Origin of the sequence: Curtobacterium sp. MCBD17_013 (genome assembly GCF_003234565.1) — a bacterium.
Taxonomy (GTDB): Bacteria; Actinomycetota; Actinomycetes; order Actinomycetales; family Microbacteriaceae; genus Curtobacterium.
Window position 1 is genome coordinate 63,300 of sequence record NZ_QKTU01000006.1, and the last position, 18,850, is coordinate 82,149.

18 protein-coding genes and 1 tRNA gene are annotated in these 18,850 nt (G+C 72.0%); 6 read left to right on the forward strand and 13 right to left on the reverse strand.

What is annotated here, in order from left to right; all coding sequences use genetic code 11:
- Positions 1–187: 187 nt before the first annotated feature.
- Positions 188–277 (reverse strand) — tRNA-Ser (locus tag DEI81_RS08560).
- Positions 278–420: 143 nt separating this feature from the next.
- Between DEI81_RS08560 and DEI81_RS08565 the strand changes: the two genes are divergently transcribed.
- Positions 421–1,398 carry an SGNH/GDSL hydrolase family protein gene (locus DEI81_RS08565; protein WP_111010299.1) on the forward strand — a complete coding sequence of 326 codons (978 nt, stop codon included), beginning with the start codon at positions 421–423 and terminating at the stop codon, positions 1,396–1,398.
- Between the two features lie 9 nt (positions 1,399–1,407).
- A complete protein-coding gene (radA, locus tag DEI81_RS08570) occupies positions 1,408–2,769 on the forward strand; it encodes a DNA repair protein RadA (protein WP_111010300.1) in 1,362 nt (453 codons plus the stop codon).
- 100 nt (positions 2,770–2,869) lie between these two features.
- Here the strand turns inward: radA and DEI81_RS08575 are convergent, their stop codons facing one another.
- Positions 2,870–3,457 carry a hypothetical protein gene (locus tag DEI81_RS08575; RefSeq protein ID WP_146244058.1) on the reverse strand — a complete coding sequence of 196 codons (588 nt, stop codon included), beginning with the start codon at positions 3,455–3,457 and terminating at the stop codon, positions 2,870–2,872.
- A 135-nt stretch (positions 3,458–3,592) separates the two neighbouring features.
- Between DEI81_RS08575 and DEI81_RS08580 the strand changes: the two genes are divergently transcribed.
- Complete coding sequence (locus tag DEI81_RS08580) at positions 3,593–4,273, forward strand: response regulator transcription factor (protein ID WP_111010302.1); 681 nt, start codon at positions 3,593–3,595, stop codon at positions 4,271–4,273.
- Entirely contained in the window at positions 4,273–5,670 is a 1,398-nt protein-coding gene (locus tag DEI81_RS08585) for a sensor histidine kinase KdpD (protein WP_111010303.1), read from the forward strand. Before DEI81_RS08580 ends, DEI81_RS08585 begins: the two co-directional genes overlap by 1 nt.
- 136 nt (positions 5,671–5,806) lie before the next feature.
- Here the strand turns inward: DEI81_RS08585 and DEI81_RS08590 are convergent, their stop codons facing one another.
- The 3 genes from DEI81_RS08590 to DEI81_RS08610 all read right to left on the reverse strand — a co-directional run bounded on the left by DEI81_RS08590 (position 5,807) and on the right by DEI81_RS08610 (position 7,557).
- Positions 5,807–6,187, reverse strand: coding sequence for a dehydrogenase (locus DEI81_RS08590; protein ID WP_111010304.1), 381 nt, complete (start codon positions 6,185–6,187; stop codon positions 5,807–5,809).
- The gene (locus tag DEI81_RS16210) at positions 6,187–6,954 is read right to left on the reverse strand and encodes a hypothetical protein (RefSeq protein ID WP_181435358.1); all 768 of its coding nucleotides are present in this window, start codon (positions 6,952–6,954) and stop codon (positions 6,187–6,189) included. The genes DEI81_RS08590 and DEI81_RS16210 overlap by 1 nt, the downstream gene beginning before the upstream one ends.
- A gap of 63 nt (positions 6,955–7,017) precedes the next feature.
- Positions 7,018–7,557: an amino-acid N-acetyltransferase gene (locus DEI81_RS08610; protein ID WP_111010307.1), complete on the reverse strand. Its 540-nt coding sequence runs from the start codon at positions 7,555–7,557 to the stop codon at positions 7,018–7,020.
- Between the two features lie 138 nt (positions 7,558–7,695).
- Here DEI81_RS08610 and DEI81_RS08615 point away from each other — a divergent pair, with 138 nt between their 5' ends.
- Complete coding sequence (locus DEI81_RS08615) at positions 7,696–8,058, forward strand: hypothetical protein (RefSeq protein ID WP_146244059.1); 363 nt, start codon at positions 7,696–7,698, stop codon at positions 8,056–8,058.
- Positions 8,059–8,187: 129 nt separating this feature from the next.
- Here the strand turns inward: DEI81_RS08615 and DEI81_RS08620 are convergent, their stop codons facing one another.
- A complete protein-coding gene (locus DEI81_RS08620; RefSeq protein ID WP_111010393.1) occupies positions 8,188–10,686 on the reverse strand; it encodes an ATP-dependent Clp protease ATP-binding subunit in 2,499 nt (832 codons plus the stop codon).
- 219 nt (positions 10,687–10,905) lie between these two features.
- Here DEI81_RS08620 and DEI81_RS08625 point away from each other — a divergent pair, with 219 nt between their 5' ends.
- On the forward strand, positions 10,906–11,853 hold the full coding sequence (locus DEI81_RS08625; protein WP_111010309.1) for an NAD(+)/NADH kinase: 948 nt from the start codon (positions 10,906–10,908) through the stop codon (positions 11,851–11,853).
- A 195-nt stretch (positions 11,854–12,048) separates the two neighbouring features.
- On the opposite strand, the gene DEI81_RS08630 is transcribed toward DEI81_RS08625, so the two are convergent.
- The 7 genes from DEI81_RS08630 to DEI81_RS08655 form a co-directional block, all read right to left on the reverse strand.
- A complete protein-coding gene (locus DEI81_RS08630) occupies positions 12,049–13,095 on the reverse strand; it encodes a sigma-70 family RNA polymerase sigma factor (protein WP_111010310.1) in 1,047 nt (348 codons plus the stop codon).
- A 443-nt stretch (positions 13,096–13,538) separates the two neighbouring features.
- The gene (locus DEI81_RS16550) at positions 13,539–13,670 is read right to left on the reverse strand and encodes a hypothetical protein (RefSeq protein WP_258368579.1); all 132 of its coding nucleotides are present in this window, start codon (positions 13,668–13,670) and stop codon (positions 13,539–13,541) included.
- A gap of 81 nt (positions 13,671–13,751) precedes the next feature.
- Complete coding sequence (locus DEI81_RS08635) at positions 13,752–14,018, reverse strand: hypothetical protein (RefSeq protein ID WP_146244060.1); 267 nt, start codon at positions 14,016–14,018, stop codon at positions 13,752–13,754.
- A 210-nt stretch (positions 14,019–14,228) separates the two neighbouring features.
- Positions 14,229–15,788, reverse strand: a complete 1,560-nt coding sequence (gene lysS, locus DEI81_RS08640) for a lysine--tRNA ligase (RefSeq protein WP_111010312.1) — start codon at positions 15,786–15,788, stop codon at positions 14,229–14,231.
- A 111-nt stretch (positions 15,789–15,899) separates the two neighbouring features.
- On the reverse strand, positions 15,900–16,598 hold the full coding sequence (locus DEI81_RS08645) for a Rossmann-like and DUF2520 domain-containing protein (protein ID WP_111010313.1): 699 nt from the start codon (positions 16,596–16,598) through the stop codon (positions 15,900–15,902).
- A complete protein-coding gene (locus tag DEI81_RS08650; protein WP_258368580.1) occupies positions 16,595–18,316 on the reverse strand; it encodes a PH domain-containing protein in 1,722 nt (573 codons plus the stop codon). Before DEI81_RS08650 ends, DEI81_RS08645 begins: the two co-directional genes overlap by 4 nt.
- Positions 18,313–18,819, reverse strand: a complete 507-nt coding sequence (locus DEI81_RS08655) for a PH domain-containing protein (protein ID WP_111010314.1) — start codon at positions 18,817–18,819, stop codon at positions 18,313–18,315. Before DEI81_RS08655 ends, DEI81_RS08650 begins: the two co-directional genes overlap by 4 nt.
- Between the last annotated feature and the right edge of the window lie 31 nt (positions 18,820–18,850).

The following is an 18,850-nucleotide window of genomic DNA, read 5'->3' on the forward strand; positions in this document are numbered from 1 at the left end:
CGGGGAAGAGGCGAGTGTGCCGGCGGCACCAGAGTTGGTTGAGGGAGAAGCCCCGGCGCGCCGCCCGCTGAACAGGAGTCGGCGGCGAGAACCGCGGCACGGAGCGGTTCGCTCAAGAAATGCACCAGATGTGCACCAGAGCCACTCCTAGAAAGCAGAAAACCCCCGCTCGAACGGGGGTTTTCTGTGGCGGTACCGGTGGGATTTGAACCCACGGTGGAGTTGCCCCCACACATGTTTTCGAGACATGCTCCTTAGGCCGCTCGGACACGGTACCGCCGACCATCCTACCGCATGCCGGGAGGCCCGAGGAACGCAGGACCGTCGGCTCGCCGTCCCCAGCGGCACCCGATGCACGGCTGTCCACCGTCCCCGGACGCGGTGACCTGGCGCTGAGCCCGACTGCGTATCGTCCCGGGTATGAAGACGCGCTCTCTCGTGGCACTCGTGTCCTCCGTCGGCGGTGGCCTCGCGGTCGCCGGTGCGGCTGCGCTCGGAGCCAGGGCGGGCGTCCGGGGGCAGCGCGCCGCGGCACAGCGAGTCGTCGACATGCTGCCGGTGCACGCGGACTGGTGGCGGGAGCGCATCCACCACGAGGGGCAGCTCACCTACGTGGCGATCGGCGACTCCGCGGCCCAGGGCGTCGGCGCGACGGTCCCGAGCCGGGGCTACGTGGGGTTGCTCGCGCGGCGGGTCCGGCGGCGGTCGCGGTCCACCCTGCGCGTCGTCAACCTCAGCGTCTCCGGCGCCACGACCTGGGGTGCCCGGCACGAGCAGCTCCCGGTCCTCGGCACGTACACGCCGGACATCTGCACGGTCGTCATCGGGGCGAACGACATCCTGGACTTCCATCCCGACAAGTTCGAGCGGAACCTCCGCCGCATCTACGCCGCGGTGCCCTCGCACGCGATCGTCGCGGACCTGCCGTGCATGTTCTTCCGCGAGCGCGAGCGCAAGGTCCAGGTCGCGAACGAGATCGTGCACCGCGTGGCCGCCGAGTTCGGCCTCACCGTCGCTCCCCTGCACGAGATCACGAAGCGCGTCGGCCTCCGCCGGACCTTCCGCAACACGTACGGCGACCTCTTCCACCCGAACGACAACGGCTACCGCATCTGGGCGAGCGCGCTCGAGCCGGCGGTCGACGCCCGTGTCGACACCCTCATGGCGATCCGCCGCTACCTCTCCGCGCGCGAGGTCGAGGAGCTCGGTCCCCGTGCGGCGGCGGTGGCGGCGGCGCGGGCGGACCAGGACGCCGACACCGCGGACGAGCACAGCCCGGACCTCCAGCACCTGCGGCAGCACCGATCGCACGGCAGCCACGTCGCTGGGAACCCGGACGCGCGGACCGAGCGCCACGACGCCGCGAGCCAGCGCGGCGATGTCAGCGGCGCCGCCTAGCCTCGACGCATGGCCAGGGCCCAGACCGCGTACCGCTGCACCGAGTGCGGGTGGACCAGCATCAAGTGGGTCGGCCGCTGCGGTGAGTGCCAGTCGTGGGGCACGGTCGAAGACGCGACCGCCACGCAGGCGAGCACCCGTGGCACCGCGGCGATCGCAGTCACCGGTGGCCGGGTCGCCAAGCCGATCACCCAGGCCGTGGGCGAGCGCGTCACCCACTGGCGCACGGGCATCGGCGAGTTCGACCGCGTGCTCGGCGGTGGCATCGTGCCCGGCGCCGCGATCCTACTGAGCGGCGAGCCCGGGGTCGGCAAGTCGACACTCCTGCTCGAGGTCGCCTCCCGTGCTGCCGCGGCCGGCAAGCGCGTCCTCTACGTTTCGGCCGAGGAATCCGTGGACCAGGTCCGGATGCGCGCCGAACGCACGGGGGCGATGCACGACGAGCTCTACCTGGCGAGCGAGGTCGACCTCGCCGTCATCCTGGGGCAGATCGACCAGGTGCAGCCGGACCTCGTCATCGCCGACTCCGTGCAGACGATCTCGTCGAGTGCGGTCGACGGCATCGCGGGCGGGGTGTCCCAGGTGCGCGAGGTCGCATCGACCCTCATCCGCGTCGCGAAGGACCGCGCGCTCCCCATCCTCATCGTCGGGCACGTCACCAAGGACGGCACGATCGCCGGTCCCCGGCTGCTCGAGCACCTGGTCGACGTCGTCTGCCACTTCGAGGGCGACCGCCAGACCGCACTCCGCTTCATCCGCGCGCTCAAGAACCGCTTCGGCCCGACGGACGAGGTCGGCTGCTTCGACATGACCGGCGACGGCATCCACGAGGTCCCGGACCCGAGCGGCCTGTTCATGTCCCGGGCTGGCGCCCCGGTCAGCGGCACATGCATCACGATCGCCCTGGAGGGCCGGCGCGCGCTTCCGGTCGAGGTCCAGGCGCTCGTCGTGCCGAGTTCCGCGCCGCAGCCCCGGCGGGTGGTCAACGGCGTCGACTCCTCCCGCGTCGCGATGCTCCTGGCGGTCCTCGAGCGCCGGGCCGGCATCAAGCTGTCGGACAGCGACGTCTACGTGTCGACCGTCGGCGGCATGCGGCTGACCGAGCCGGGCGCGGACCTGGCGATCGCCCTGGCACTGGCGAGCGCGGCTCGGGACCGCCCGTATCCGCACACGCTCGCCGCCGCGGGCGAGATCAGCTTGGCGGGCGAGATCCGCCCGACCACCGGCGAGAAGCAACGGGTGTCCGAGGCCCGGCGGCTCGGGTTCACGACGGTGCTCGGCGCCGACTCCGAGCACCTGCGTGAGGCGTTACGCGTCGCCTTCGCGATGACCAAGTCGGTGCGCGAGCGCGAGCTCGACGCGGCGTTCTGAGGCGGACGCGAGCCGCGCCTCCCGATCGCACAGGACTGGTGACGGGGACGCGGCGGACCCGGGCGCGGCCAGCAGGTCACACTCGGGTCCGGGCCGCGCGTCAGACGATCGCGCCGATGGACGTCGCCTCCGTCGCCGCGAGGTGCTTGTCGATGCTCGTCTTCACGGACTGTGCGTAGTGCTGCATGGCGCTGCCGTACGTGCCCTTGAGGGCCTTCGCCTCGATGGCGGCGAGACCTGCCTGGCGCTCGGACGTCGAGTCGCCCTTCAGCGCCCGGCGGTCCTGCTCGAGCCCGGCCGGCTTCGACGCCCACGCCGTCTGGGCCTCCTTCGCGATGGTCTCGACGGCGCTGCCGTAGCCGCCGCCGATCGCCTTCGTCTCGATCGCGTGCACGGCCTCGCGGCGGTCGTGCCCCTTCTTGCCCTTCAGGGCCGTGACGTCGCTCCGCAGCGTGCTCGGCACCGAGCCGGTCTCGAGTCGGACGGCGTGGGCACGGAGCGTGCGCATCGGGAACGCGAGCGCGACCCGCGTCGTGGACGACGACGACGACGACGAGGACGACGTGGACGACGACGAGGCGGTCGGCGTCGCAGCGTCCGCGGCGGTGGCGCCGACGCCGAGCGTCAGCGCGACGACGGCGCCGGCGGTGGCTGCTCCGATGAGGATGCGGGATGCGGTGGTCTTCATGGTCTGCTCCTTCGCGGCCGACGGTTCCGCGGCCTGCCGATCATCCTGCGAGCGCTCCGACACGACGACGTTCGGACTGTGTACGGGTTGTGTAAGGCGTCCTCGATCGACGGAGGGACCGGGTTGGATGGTGTCATGAGCGACAGCCGCGGCCTGGTCGTCGTCGTGGAGGACGAGCCGACGATCGCCGACGTGGAGCGCATCTACCTCGCGGATGCCGGCTTCGGTGTCCACATCGCTCGCGACGGCCGCGCGGGCCTCGAGGCCATCCGGTCACTCCATCCGGTCGCGGCCCTCATCGACATCGGACTCCCGGGCATCGACGGGATCGAGGTGTGCGCGCAGCTCCGTGCGGTCGGCGACTGGACGCCCGTGGTGTTCGTCACGGCTCGGGACGCCGAGGTGGACCGCATCCTCGGGTTGGAGCTCGGGGCGGACGACTACGTCACGAAGCCGTTCTCGGCGCGGGAGCTGGCAGCGCGCGTCAAGGGCCTCGTCCGCCGGAGCCAGCAGGCGCTGCAGTCCGAGCTGCTCGTCGTCGGGGAGCTCCGCCTCGACCAGCGCTCGCGGACCGTCCGACTGGCCGATCGTGCGGTCGACCTGACCGCCACGGAGTTCGACCTCCTCGCCTACCTGATGGGGAGCCCGGGCCAGGTGTTCTCGCGGTCGCAGCTCCTCGCGGCGGTGTGGGGCGTCGCCGACTACCGCGGGAGCCGCACCGTCGACGTGCACGTCGCACAGCTCCGGGCGAAGCTCGGCGACGCCGTCCCGCTGCGCACCGTCCGCGGCGTCGGCTACGCGTTCGGGCCGGCGTGATGGCGCGCCGGGCCAGCCTCGCCTCGCGCATCGTCCTCACGACGGTGACCGTCGCGCTCCTGGCGACGTTCGCGACGGTCGGGGTCGCGTACCAGCTCGTCCGCCAGGTCACGATGCAGCAGTCGCGCGAGCAGCTGCGGGCCACGACCCTCGTCGTCGCGTCGACGCCCCCGCGGGAGCGCCGCACGCTCGTGCGCAACCTCGACCGCACCCACGCCCGGAGCATCCGCCTGCTCCTGGTGCACGCGGACGGGACGACGGTGCCGAAGCGGACCGGACCGGTCCCCGCGGCCGCGATCCGGCGGGTGCAGATCGCGGGCGTCCTGTCGGAGCGGGTGCACGCGTCCGGACACGTCTTCCTGCTGCAGGGCGAACGACTGTCGGCCGGGGACACCGTGATCGCGACGCAGGACGTCTCGCTCGTCCGGTCGGCCACACGGCGCCTGCTCGACCGTCTGCTCGTCGCCGCGCTGTTCGGGGTCGCCGTGGCGGTCGCCGTCGGGATCGTCGTGGCGCGGCTCGTGGTCCGTCCCCTCCGTCGGGCCGCCGCCGTCGCGCGACGACTCGCCGGTGGGGAGCGCGGGATGGCCGCGGGTGCGGCGACGCACGAGACCATCACGGAGGTCGCGGACATCGACGACGCCCTCGCCACCCTCGACGCCGCCCTCGCCACGTCCGAGGGGCGTCAGCACGAGTTCCTGCTGTCCGTGTCCCACGAGATCCGCACACCGCTCACCGCGATCCGCGGGTACGCGGACGCGCTGGCGGACGGACTCGTCCCGGAACAGGGGGTCGCGGACGTCGGGCGGACCCTGGTGACCGAGACCGCACGGCTCGACGCCTTCACCCGCGATCTGCTCGAGCTCGCGCGGCTGGAGGCCGACGACTTCCCCCTCCGACCGGAACCGGTCGACGTCGCGGCGATCGCGACGCAGGCGCTGACCGCGTGGGACGCGCGCGCGGACGGCCTCGGCGTGCGACTCGCCCTGGAGGCACACCACCCGTTGCCGACGTGCGTCTCGGATCCGATGCGGGTGCGGCAGCTGCTCGACGGGCTCCTCGAGAACGCCCTCCGCGCAGCCCCGGCCGGTTCGGCGGTGACCGTGCGGATCGCGCCCGGGGACGATCCGGCGCGGCCGTCCACCACGATCACCGTCGAGGACGGCGGACCGGGCCTCTCGGACGCCGACCTGTCGGAGGCGTTCCAGCGGGGGCTCCTCGCCGATCGGTACCGCCGGCAGCGCGTGGTCGGCACCGGCCTCGGACTGTCGATCGCCCATCGGCTGGTCGGGCGGCTCGGCGGGTCGCTCCGCGCCGGGCACGCGCCGGGCGGCGGGGCCGCGTTCACGCTCACCCTCCCGGCGAGCGGCGGCAAGCGCGCGGACTCAAGCAACTGACCCGCGACCGCGCTGAACCGGTGCGTGTTCACGCGACCGACCTGCGGCCGCGTGGAACCGGTGCGGACGCACGTCACCGATCTGCGGCCGCGTGGAACCGGTGCGAACCACGCGACCCGGCCCCGGCCCTCCCGGCCTACGCGCGCAGCGCCGCCAACAGGTCCGCGGGCTCGGCCTGCATCGTGTTCGGCCCGGCGATGTCGAAGAACACCTGCTCGAGCACGTCCAGGTGCGCAGCGATGAACTCCTCGAGCCGCGCGGCGTCGTACACCATGACCTGCCGGACCTTCTCGTCCGGCACCATCGCGGTGTAGGCGTCGACGGACGAGAACAGCAGCAGGATGCGCTTGTCGGTGCCCTCGCGGCCGAACACCCGGACCTGCTGGTCCTTCGGACGCCCGGTGACGAGCTTCGGCACGATGACGATGTCGTGTCGCAGGGCGAACGCGACCGCGGCGACGTCCTGCGCGGCGAGCGCGGCCTCGAGCGGCTCGCTCCGGAACCGTTGCTCGGCCATCACTGGAGCACGAACTGGGTCGAGGTGGCGCTCGTGATGTTCCCCACCGCGACGCCGAGGTGGTAGCTCGCGCCACCCGCGGTCACCGACGGCCGGCTCGAGTCGCAGGTCGACGTGGAGGACCGGGTGCGGTCCCACGTGATCGCCGGCGTCGTCAGGGTCTGGCCGCCCTTGATGGTGATGTCCTGGTCGGTGCCGCCGGTCTGGCAGTCCTTGCTCGACCAGTACGTCTCGGTGCCGCTCGTGATCGTGAGGACCTGCTGGCTCGAGCCGAGGTCCATGTGGCAGCTCGTCGACGCGGTGTTCGTGATGGACATCGAGATCTTCGGTTCCTCCGTGGGGCCGTACTGCGTCTTGTCGGTCAGGGCCTTGAGCGTGATCTGCGACTTGCGGCAGGTGGCGCCGTTCTTCGTCGACCCGGCTGCGGGTGCGGACGTCGCGCCGGCGGTGGCCCCGGCCTCGGGGGTGGCGATCGCGGTCGCGGCCGCGGTGGCTGCGGCGCTCGCTCGTGCCGATGCGTTCGCCGCGGCGTCGGCAGCGGCGGCGCGCGCAGCGGCACGCTCGGCCGCGCTCGACGACCGGTGCGCGGACGCAGTCCGGGAGGCGCTGGCCGAGGGAGCGGGAGCGGCCTCCGATCCGCCGCCGTGGCCGAAGACGATGAGGAGCACGACGACGATGACGAGGAGCAGCGCACCGCCGACGATGGCGCGCCGCCGCCAGTACACAGCGGCGGGCTGACCGCCGACGGGGTTGCGGAACGACGACATGCGGACAGGGTAGGTCCGCTCGGCGGGGTTCCCGCGGAGCGACGCCGGACCGGCGCGAGCGGCTCAGAGGATCTTGAGCATCCGGGTGTTGCCGAGCGTGTTCGGCTTGACCCGGGCGAGGTCGAGGAACTCCGCGACGCCCTCGTCCGACGACCGCACGAGCTCCGCGTAGACCTCGGGCGACACGACGGACTCCCCGATCTCCAGGTAGCCGTGCTTCGTGAAGAACTCGACCTCGAACGTCAGGCAGAAGATCCGGCCGATGCCGAGCTGGCGGGCGTCGTGTTCGAGCCCGTCGAGGAGCCGGTGCCCGACGCGCTTGTGGAGCCAGGCGGGGTCGAGCGCGAGCGTGCGCACCTCGGCGATGTCGTCCCAGAACACCGCGAGCGCGCCACAGCCGATCGGCACCCCATCGGGTCCCTCGGCGATCCGGAACTGCTGGATCGAGCCGTACAGGGTGACGTTGTCCTTGCCGAGCAGGATCCGCCGCGCCACGTAGGGCTCGATGAGCCGCTGGATGTGTGGCACGTCCGAGGCGAGCGCCGGACGGACGAGGATCCCGTGCTCGTCGCGCGCGAGTGCCGCCGGCTCCTGGTCGTCCATCCGCTCCACCCTAGCCGGGGTGCCGCGCACACGACGGCCGGGAGGCGCGGGACCGATCCGCACCGTCCCTCCCGGCCGGTGGGCGGAAGCTGGATCCGACCTGACGGCACACCAGGCACCCGGCGTAGCGTGCGCGCCATGACTGACTCCAACGACGCAGCACAGCACCCGGCGGTCCCCCTCGGCAGCGAGGGGCGCCACGCAGCGGAGCCCTCGGGCGACGCCGCAGCACTCGACCACGACCACACGCACGACTCGAGCCCGCACACGAACATCGGTGCCCTGGGCGACGACTCGGTGGGGCACATCTTCGACCAGACGAACGGCCTGGCGGACGGCCTCTCGGGCGACAGCGAGGAGAACGAGGACCTGCAGGGCAGCGAGAGCAGCACCGGCGACGGGCGCCTCACGTTCGACGACACCGAGGGCGGCGGCAACGTGACGGACGGCGGCGGCTACACGGCCGGCGACGCCCGTGACGGCGAGGTCACCCACCCCTAGCGCCAACGCCCCCGGGCCGGACGACCCGCCCCCTCGCGCGAGACGACGCGCCCAGCAGGACGCGATCCCCTCCCCACCACCGTTTCCAGTGGTGCGGAGGGGATCGCGTCGTGTGTGGGGAGGAGGCCCTTACGCCTCGAGCTCCCCGGCCGGCTCGGCAGCCCCGGCGAGCACTTCCTCGCGACCCGGCTGACGCCCGGTCTCGAACTGGAAGGCACCGTCGGCGAAGTCGACCTTGACGTGGTCGCCCGCCGTGAGCTCACCCTGCAGGATGTGCTCGGACAGCTGGTCCTCGACCTCGTGCTGCATCGCGCGACGCAGGGGCCGGGCGCCGAGGGCGGGGTCGAACCCGACCTTGATGAGCTGCTCCTTGGCGGCGAGCGACAGCTCGACGGTCATGTCGCGGTCGAGCAGGCGGTCGGACAGGCGCTTGACGAACAGGTCGACGATCTGCAGCAGCTCGTCCTGCGACAGCTGCGGGAACACGATGGTGTCGTCGACGCGGTTCAGGAACTCGGGCTTGAAGTGCTTCTTCAGCTCCTCGTTCACCTTGGCGCGCATCCGGTCGTAGCCGACGGAGGAGTTGCCCTCGACCTGGAACCCGACGGGACCACCCGCGATGCCCTGCGAACCGAGGTTCGTCGTCATGATGATGACGGTGTTCTTGAAGTCGACCACGCGACCCTGACCATCGGTCAGGCGGCCTTCCTCGAGCACCTGCAGGAGCGAGTTGAAGATGTCCGGGTGGGCCTTCTCGATCTCGTCGAACAGGACCACGGAGAACGGCTTGCGGCGCACCTTCTCGGTGAGCTGGCCGCCCTCCTCGAACCCGACGAACCCGGGAGGGGCACCGAACAGCCGCGAGACCGTGTGCTTCTCACCGAACTCCGACATGTCGAGGGAGATCAGCGCGCCCTCGTCGTCGAACAGGAACTCGGCGAGCGCCTTGGCGAGCTCCGTCTTCCCGACGCCCGTGGGGCCGGCGAAGATGAACGAGCCGGAGGGCCGGTTCGGGTCCTTGAGGCCGGCGCGGGTCCGGCGGATCGTCTTCGACAGGGCGGAGATCGCCTCCTCCTGCCCGATCACGCGCTCGTGCAGGGCCTTCTCCATGAAGACGAGGCGCGAGGTCTCCTCTTCCGTGAGCTTGAACACCGGGATGCCCGTGGCCTGCGCCAGGACCTCGGCGATGATGCCCTCGTCGACGGTGCCGGACGCGGCGACGTCACCCGCACGCCACTGCTTCTCGAGGCGGAGCCGCTCGCCGAGCAGCTTCTTCTCCTCGTCGCGGAGCGATGCGGCCTTCTCGAAGTCCTGCTCCTCGATGGCGGCTTCCTTCTGCCCGCGGACCGTCGAGATCTTCTCGTCGAAGTCGCGGAGCTCCGGCGGCGCCGACAGGATCGACAGGCGGAGGCGTGCGCCGGCCTCGTCGATCAGGTCGATGGCCTTGTCCGGCAGGAAGCGGTCCTGCACGTAGCGGTCGGCCAGGTTCGCCGCGGCGACGATCGCGCCGTCGGTGATCGACACCTTGTGGAACGCCTCGTACTTGTCGCGGAGGCCCTTGAGGATGTTGATCGCGTGCGGGAGCGACGGCTCGTTCACCTGGACCGGCTGAAACCGGCGCTCGAGCGCGGCGTCCTTCTCGAAGTGCTTGCGGTACTCGTCGAGCGTGGTGGCACCGATGGTCTGGAGCTCACCGCGGGCCAGGAGCGGCTTGAGGATCGACGCGGCGTCGATCGCGCCCTCGGCCGCACCGGCCCCGACGAGCGTGTGGATCTCGTCGATGAAGACGATGATGTCGCCGCGGGTGCGGATCTCCTTCGTGACCTTCTTGAGGCGCTCCTCGAAGTCACCGCGGTAGCGGGACCCGGCGATGAGCGACCCGAGGTCGAGCGAGTAGAGCTGCTTGTCCTTGAGCGTCTCGGGCACCTCGCCCTTGACGATCGCCTGGGCGAGGCCCTCGACGACGGCGGTCTTGCCGACGCCCGGCTCGCCGATGAGGACGGGGTTGTTCTTGGAACGGCGGGAGAGGATCTGCATGACCCGCTCCATCTCCTTCTCGCGCCCGATCACCGGGTCGAGCTTGGCGTCACGCGCGGCCTGGGTGAGGTTGCGACCGAACTGGTCGAGCACCTGCGAACCCTGCTGTGCACCCTGCTGGTTCTCGCCGCCCACGGCGACGGCCTCCTTGCCCTGGTACCCGGACAGGAGCTGGATGACCTGCTGGCGGACCCGGTTGAGGTCGGCGCCGAGCTTCACGAGGACCTGGGCGGCGACGCCCTCGCCCTCGCGGATGAGCCCGAGCAGGATGTGCTCCGTGCCGATGTAGTTGTGGCCGAGCTGCAGCGCCTCGCGCAGGGACAGCTCGAGCACCTTCTTGGCGCGCGGGGTGAACGGGATGTGCCCCGTCGGCTGCTGCTGGCCCTGGCCGATGATGTCCTGGACCTGCTCGCGGACCGCGTCGAGGGAGATCCCGAGCGACTCGAGTGCCTTGGCGGCGACGCCCTCACCCTCGTGGATGAGACCGAGGAGGATGTGCTCGGTGCCGATGTAGTTGTGGTTGAGCATCTTCGCCTCTTCCTGGGCGAGGACGACAACACGACGGGCTCGGTCGGTGAATCTCTCGAACATGTGCTCTCCCTTGGCTCCGAGGGGGTGGAGCCGACAGATGTGCCGGTCCCTGGTGGGCCCGGCGACGTACATCGAGACTAACCAGCGCGCCTCCACGGGGCTGCCCCTGTTCGCCGTGGGCGTGACCCACGTGCGCAGTCGGTCCGGACGGCCCGGGAGGCGGTGCTCGCCTCGCCTGACCCTGGCCGCGGTCAGGTGGTCACCGCTACCCTCCGGACCATGGAGGCACCACTCGTCGGGATCGTGATGCACCCCTCGAAGGACGTCCGGGCGTCGGTCGAGACCCTGCAGCGCTGGCACGCGTCGGGGCGGGGTCAGCTCGTCGCGCGCCGGATCGACGCCGCGCGGCTCGGCCCGGGGATCGAGGTGCTCGACGACGTCGAGTTCTGCGAGCGGGTCGACCTCGTCGTGTCCCTCGGTGGCGACGGCACGATGCTCGGGTCGATGCGCCTCGTGGCCGCCCGTCCGGTGCCGGTCCTCGGGGTGAACTACGGCAACGTCGGGTTCCTCGTCGAGATCGAGCCGGACGAACTCGCGGCGGCGCTCGAACGGATGTCCGCCGGTGACTACTCGCTCGAGCCGCACCACGCGCTCGAGGCCGTGCTGACGTGGTCGGGTGCCCGCACGAACTACCTCGCGTTCAACGACCTGACGATCGTCCGGCGCCCCGGCGCCGGGCAGGTCTCGGCCGACCTGACGATCGGGGGCCTCACGTACGGGTACTACCGCGCCGACGCCGTCGTCGCCTCGACCCCTGCCGGCTCCACCGCCTACAACTACGCCGCCGGGGGCCCGGTGCTCTCCCCCGCCCTGTCCGGCTCGGTCGTGACGCCCGTCGCCCCGATGGCCGGGATCGACCGCTCGGTGGTCCTCGCGGCGAAGGAGCGCTACCGGTTCGACATCGCCGAGGGCACGCGGAGCGCCGCGCTCGAGGTCGACGGGCTCGTCGTCGGCGAGGTCGCCACCGGTGCGCAACTCGAGGTCCGGCTGCGCAAGAACGCCGGCACGGTGATCCGCCTCGACGCCGAGCGCCACGGGCGGACCGGCCGGGTCAAGCTGAGCCTGCTCGATCTCCCGGTGCGACCGGACCAGCTCATCGAGCTCATCCCCTCCGAGGTGCGGCAGCGGCTGCGGCAGCACGACCGACCGGAGCCCGACGAGGGCTGAGGCCGCGCCTCCAGGACGGGAGGCCCGGTGCAGGACCACCGGAGCGGCCCACGCGACCGTCGGGACCGACGACGACGGCCCGCCCGAGTCGTGTGACTCGGACGGGCCGTTCCCATCACCCCGCCGGATCGCCTTCCCACAGGACGACCCGACTCCCCGCACCGACCCCGTCCGGGTCGGCCGTGGTCCTGGACCTCAGTCGGTCAGGTAGAGCTGCATGTCCTGGCTGACCGCCTTGGCGAACAGGCGGAGCTTGGCGCGGGACTCGACGCGGCTGACCGCCTGGCGCGTGGTGTGGACGACCTTCGAGATCTCGTCGAGGGTCATCGGGTGGTCGTCGTCGAGGCCGTAGCGCATGCGGATGACGCGCGCCTCGTCCGTCGGCAGCTCGGCGACGATCGACCGGATGTCCCGGTGGAGCAGCGTGCTCTCGGTCATCTCGTTCGGGCTCGCGGCGTCCTCGTCCTCGATGAAGTCACCGAGCTCGGAGTCGTCCGAGTCGCCGACCACCGTGTGGATCGACACGGGCTCGTGCGAGCGGCCCTTGAGGTCGAGGAGTTCCTCGACGTCCATGCTCAGCTCCTCGGCGACCTCTTCGGGGCTCGGCGCCCGGCCGAGGTCGACGGTGAGGTCGCGCTCCGTGCGCGAGATCTTGTTGATGAGCTCCACGGTGTGCACCGGGATGCGGATGGTGCGGGCCTTGTCGGCGAGACCGCGCGAGATCGCCTGGCGGATCCACCAGGTCGCGTAGGTCGAGAACTTGTAGCCCTGCGTGAAGTCGAACTTCTCCACAGCACGGACCAGGCCGAGGTTGCCCTCCTGGATCACGTCCATGAACGGCAGACCGCGCTGCGAGTACCGCTTGGCGATGCTCACGACGAGGCGGAGGTTCGAGGTGATCATCCGCTCCTTGGCACGCTGGCCGTCGCGGACGAGCCAGCGGAGTTCGCGCTGCAGCTGCTTCGGCACGTCGGGCGTGTTCGCGAGCTTCTCCTCGGCGAACAGGCCGACCTCGATGCGGCGGGCGATGTCCGCTTCCTCCTCGGCGGAGAGCAGCGGCAGGCGGCCGATGTGGCGGAGGTAGTCGCCGACCTGGTCGACCGAGGCGCCGCGGACACCGGCGAGACGCTCGTCGGCCTCGATCGCGGTGTCGACGCTGTCGAGCTCGCGCGGTGCCGCCTCGACCTTCGTGGTGGTCTTGGAACGCCGGGTGGTGCTCGGAGCTTCGGTTGCGATGGTCATGGCTGACTCTCCTTCGCGGTGACGGTTGACGGGGGCCGAACCGGCTGGGCCGGGCCGGATCACGTCGGACGGTGTCGTTCGGCGCTGGTCCTGCTGCCCCTCCATCGGGGCGTGCAACGAGTAAAGCGGGCCGGAGGTGTACCCCACAAATCGTTTCCTGCTTTTCCCAGGGATCTCCGTGCTTCGTCATCGCGGACCCCCGGGTGGGGGTACGGGACCACTCCGCCGACCGGCCCTCCGATCCCGAAGATGCTGGGGGAAGAGCCCGGAAATCCGCGGATCCTCGCCCGCGTCCGAACCGATTCCGGGACTGTACCCCGCCCTGTCACCCGGCGGCCGACACGTTCCGGGGTACGCGTGCGGATGGGGCCCCCGCGGCACGTCCGTACCCCTTTTCGGCAACGATCCCGTAACACGCTCGTCACCCGGGGGTCGATCGGCGGTCACCAGCTCGGTTCGAGCCAGTCCGTGCGTCGCTGGGTCCCCTCCGCTTCGGCGTCGAGGTCGAACTCGTCGTACTCGCTCTCGATGTCCCCGACGAACGAGCGGGCGACGGCATGCAGCAGATCGGTCATGCCGGCGATGCTGACCAGCCCCGACGACGGCGGGGTGAACGGCTCGTGTCGCGGCGCTGACCGCCGGACGTCCGGGAGCGACTACTCCGCGGACTGCGGCGAGGCGGGGACGGCTGCGGGGCGGCTCGGCGCCTGCACGTCACGCGGCCCCGCGGTACCCGCGCCGGGTCCACCGGCGGCACGCTCCGCGGTGAAACGGGCGCGTTCCTCCCGTTCGAGCTTGGCGTAGGTCGCGCGCTCGGTGCGGTCGGCCCGGATGATCGCCCGCATGACGAACCAGAACACCAGGCCGACGACGACGGTCGGCGTCAGCGAGAAGATGATCCCGGTCACGACTCCATGAGGCACGCGACCATGGTACGTCCCGGTGCTCGGGGTGCCGTGCGGGGGACCTGAGCGCACGGCCAGCGAGCGGAGCCCGTCCGCCGTGTGCGCACGCCGACGACGAGTGCGCATGCGCCCGCACGTCCCGTTGTCGTCCGTGTGCGCAGGAGTGCGTCGACTGCCGTGCTCGCAGGCTCGCCCGGGGCTAGCGTCGCGCAACGCTGGCGCGTTGCCCTAAGCTCCAGCCCCCTTGACGAGCGGGAACAGGATCGTCTCGCGGATCCCGAGGCCCGTGATCGCCATGAGCAGGCGGTCGATGCCCATCCCCATCCCGCCCGACGGCGGCATGCCGTGCTCGAGGGCGCGCAGGAACTCCTCGTCGACGCGCATGGCCTCGACGTCGCCGCCCGCGGCGAGCTTCGCCTGCTCGACGAACCGCTCGCGTTGCACCACCGGGTCGACGAGCTCGGAGTACGCCGTGGCGAGCTCGAACCCGCGGACGTAGAGGTCCCACTTCTCGACGACGCCCGGGCGCGACCGGTGCTCCCGCGTCAGCGGGGACGTGTCCACCGGGAAGTTCATGACGAACGTCGGGCGCTCGAGCGAGTCGATGACGAAGTGCTCCCAGAGCTCCTCGACGTACTTGCCGTGGGTGGCGTGCGCGACCTCGACGCCCTCGGCCTCGGCGAGCGCCTGCAGCTCGGCGAGCGGGGTGTCGGGCGTGATCTCGCGACCGGCCGCGGCCGAGAGCGACCCGTACATGTCGATGCGGTCCCACTCGCCGCCGAGGTCGTACTCGGTGCCGTCGGCGAGCGTCACGACGAGCCCGCCCGTGACGGCGAGCGCGGCGTTCTGCACGAGCTCCTGCGTCAGGTCGGCCATCTGCTCGTAGTTGCCGTAGGCCTGGTACGCCTCGAGCATCGCGAACTCGGGCGAGTGCGTGGAGTCGGCGCCCTCGTTCCGGAAGTTCCGGTTGATCTCGAACACACGCTCGATGCCGCCGACGACCGCGCGCTTGAGGAACAGCTCGGGCGCGATCCGGAGGTACAGCTCGGTGTCGAACGCGTTCGAGTGCGTCACGAACGGGCGGGCCGACGCGCCACCGTGCTGGGTCTGCAGCATCGGCGTCTCGACCTCGAGGTAGTCGTGGGCCGCGAACGTCGCGCGGAGCGACTGCATCACGCCGGCACGTGCGCGCACGGTGGTGCGGGCCTGCTCGCGGACGATGAGGTCGAGGTAGCGGGCGCGGACCCGGGTCTCCTCGCTCAACTCGGTGTGCAGGTTCGGCAGCGGCAGGATCGCCTTCGCCGCGATCGCCCAGTCGTCGACCATGACGCTCAGCTCGCCGCGGCGGGACGAGATCACGCGGCCGTGCACGAACACGTGGTCACCGAGGTCGACGAACTCCTTCCAGCGCGCGAGCGACTCGTCCCCGACCTCGGCGAGCGACACCATCGCCTGGATGCGGGAGCCGTCGCCGGACTGGAGGGTCGCGAAGCACAGCTTGCCCGTGTTCCGCGCGTGCACCACGCGGCCGGCGAGCCCGACGACGTCGTCGGTCTCCTCGCCGCTCGGCAGGTCGGCGTGCTCGGCGCGGACCGCGGGGATCGTCGTCGTGATCCCGAGCTCGACCGGGTAGGCCTCGATGCCCGCCGCCAGCAACCGCTCCCGCTTGTCGAGGCGCACCTGACGCTGCTCGCTCGTCTCGGCCGCGGCGGCTGCCTCGGCGTCGATGCGGGCGGTCTCGAGGGCGACGGCCTCGGGGTCGGTGGTGTCAGCGGGTTCGTCGGTCATCGCGCGCGCAGCTCCGGGGGTCGTGGGGGATGCGTCGATGCTACCGGCCCACCACGGCGCAGCCGGCCGGGAGACGCCGGCCGGGAGACGCTGGCCGGGGACCGCGCACCGCTACAGCGCCTGCTGCCCGTCCGCCTGCGCGAGCGCGTTCTCGACGGCGGACCGGACGAGCGCACCGAGCACCCGTCCCGGGTGGTCGACGCCGATCGCCGCCAGCGTCCCGGCGGCCTGGTCGACGATCGCGCTCGAGAAGTCCACCGCGGCCCGGACCGCGTCGGCGTAGGCGGCGCGGTCGGCCTCACGGACGACGACCGGCTCGGCACCCATCTCGACCACGAGCGCCTGCGCGATCGGCAACACCGGCGCGGGCGAGGTCACCGCGCAGTAGGCGTCCCGGAGGCGGGCGAGGTCGACGCTCGTGCCCGTGAACGCCATCGCGGGGTGGATCGCCAGCGGGATGACGCCCTGGGCGGTCGCGGGCGCGAGGACCCCGACCCCGTGGTCCGGGCTCGTGTGCACGACGAGCTGTCCCGCCTGCCAGATGCCGGCGTCGGCCAGACCCTGCACGAGCCCCGGCAGCTGGTCGTCCGGCACGGCGAGCAGGACGAGTTCGCTCCGCTCGACGAGTTCCGGGGTCCCGAGCACGGGCGCGCCGGGCAGGAGCGCCTCGGCCCGGTCGAGTCCCGCGTCGGAGACCGCGGTGATGCCGACGACCGCGTGCCCCGCGTTCGCGAGCGCGGCGCCGAGCACCGGGCCCACCCGGCCCGCACCGACGACGCCGACCCCGAGTCGTCCGGCCCGCTCGCTCATCGTGGTCCTCCGTCCGGTCGTGGCACGTGCTCCCACCCAACGGGTGCGGTGACCGACGCGGGGTCGGCGCCCCGGGCCTCCCGGTCGTCACGCCACCGGTGCGAGGTGTCGGCGGCGGCCGCGCGGACGGCCTCGGCCTCGGTGCCGGAGAACAGCCGCATCGCGTCGGGCACGGCGAGCGCGCCGATGCGCGCGACGACCGGTCCGTGCACGGTGTGCACGTGGACCTCGGCGAGCCCGAGCGCGCGCTCGAGGGGGCCCTGTGCCACCCGGATGCTCTGCACGCGCGGCAGGGGCACGACGACGAGCGACCGCCAGACCGCGCCGAGGCGGAGCAGCACCGCCCCGGGGACGCTCCGGTAGCCGTTGCGACGCCAGGACAGCGGTCGGAGCCAGGCGCCGCGACCGGGTGACCGCGTGAACCCACCGGCGTCACCCGACCCCGTCAGGCTGCCCTGCACGACGTCGACCGCGGCGGCCGAGCCCTCCTGCAGGCTGGCGAAGGAGGCGGCGGGCCCGGCGACCGCGGTGCCGACGAGCTCCGGCAGGATGATCTCGAGCACCGCACGGACGTCCGCGGTGTCACCGACGGGCAGCACGACCGAGGACGTCTGCTGGTTCTGACGGGAGCCGCCGGCGTGCGAGGCGCGGTTGACGCGGACGTCCCACCAGCCGAACGGACGCCACAGCAGCGGCTGCGTGACCGCGACGGCGTGGATGCGCCCGGGCGGCAGGGTCTCGTTCGAGGTCGACACGAGGCCGTAGCCGATGCGGATCCCGTCCGGGGTCGCCGCGATCGAGTACTGCAGCGACTTCGTGAAGCGGCGGACCGTGACCCCGACGGCGCCGATCATCGCCGGGAACAACGTCACGAGCAGGAAGTACTGGCCCGTCACGGCGACGCTCACGATGATGCCGACCGCGGCGAGGGCGAGCACGACGGTCGTGTTCGACAGGAGCACGGAGCCGATGAGCCGCCCGGTGTGCACGCGCACGACGCGCGTGGCGCGCACCGCGGCGGGGTCGAGTTCCGGGGCCAGGAACTCCGTCATCCGCTCGTCGACGAACCGTCCCGCCGGCCGGGAGGCCCGGGACCCGCCCGGCACGTCGGCGCGGGCACCGCTCGCCAGCAGCAGGATGCGCTGCCGCAGGTCGTCGGCCGGCCGCGAGCCGAGGTACGCCAGCTGCACGTTCGCGTCGTTGCCCGCCTGCGAGATCTCGAGCCGGGCCGTGCCGACGAGCCGGGCCACGAACGGGCGGACGACGTTGACGGCCTGGATGCGGTCGAGGCGGGCCTTGCGGTGGTTCCGGAACAGCACGCCCGAGCGGACCTCGACGACCTCGCCGGTCACGCGGAAGGTGTGCATGCGCCAGGACAGCGTGAACAGGCCGATGAGCACGAGGATGAACACGAGCACCCCGAGGAGCGCGACGCCCACGTAGTCGTGGCGGACGACGTAGTCGATCGGGTCGCCCTGCTCGCCGCCCCGGGCACCACCCGGGATCACGAGGTCGAGCAGCCGCTCGCGGAGGGTGTTGACCACCCACCCGAGGATCACGAGCAACGCGATCCCTCCGCGGAGCAGCGGCGTCAGCGGGTGCAGGCGGTGCCACGTCCCGTCGGTCAGGTCGGCGGCCGCGGCGGCGTCGCCCTGCCGGTGGGGCTGCGGGAGCGGCGGCAGCGGCGGCAGCGGCGGGCCGGACGGCCGGGAGGTCACAGCCCGACCCGTCGGCTCTCGGCCATCGCGACGAGTTCGTCGCGCAGGCGGTCCGCGTCGGCCTCGGGGAGCCCGGGCAGCCGGACGTTCGTGCTCGCCGCCGCCGTCACGAACCGGAGGTCGCTCAGACCGAGGGCACGACCGAGCGGCCCGCGGCTGATGTCGACGAGCTGCATGCGGCCGTACGGGACGGCGATGAACCGCTGGAACATGAGTCCGCGCCGCACCACGAGGTCGTCGTCGCGGAGGGCGTACCCGATCGACCGGATCCGCCGGGGCGTGAAGGCAGCGACGAGGGCGGTGACCACCGCGGCGGCGAGCCCGATGAGCGTCCACACGAGCGCGGTCGTCGGTGAGGACCCCCGGAACGCCACGCCGATGAGGAAGCACCCGGCGGTGATGACCACCCCGACGACGAGGACGGTGACGAGTTCGGTCCAGACCAGGCGCGGCGACACCCGGCTCCAGGGGATCCCCGGCAGGTCGAGACGTTCCCTCGGCATCGGTCCCCCTGTCGTCGGCGTCGCTGCTGCC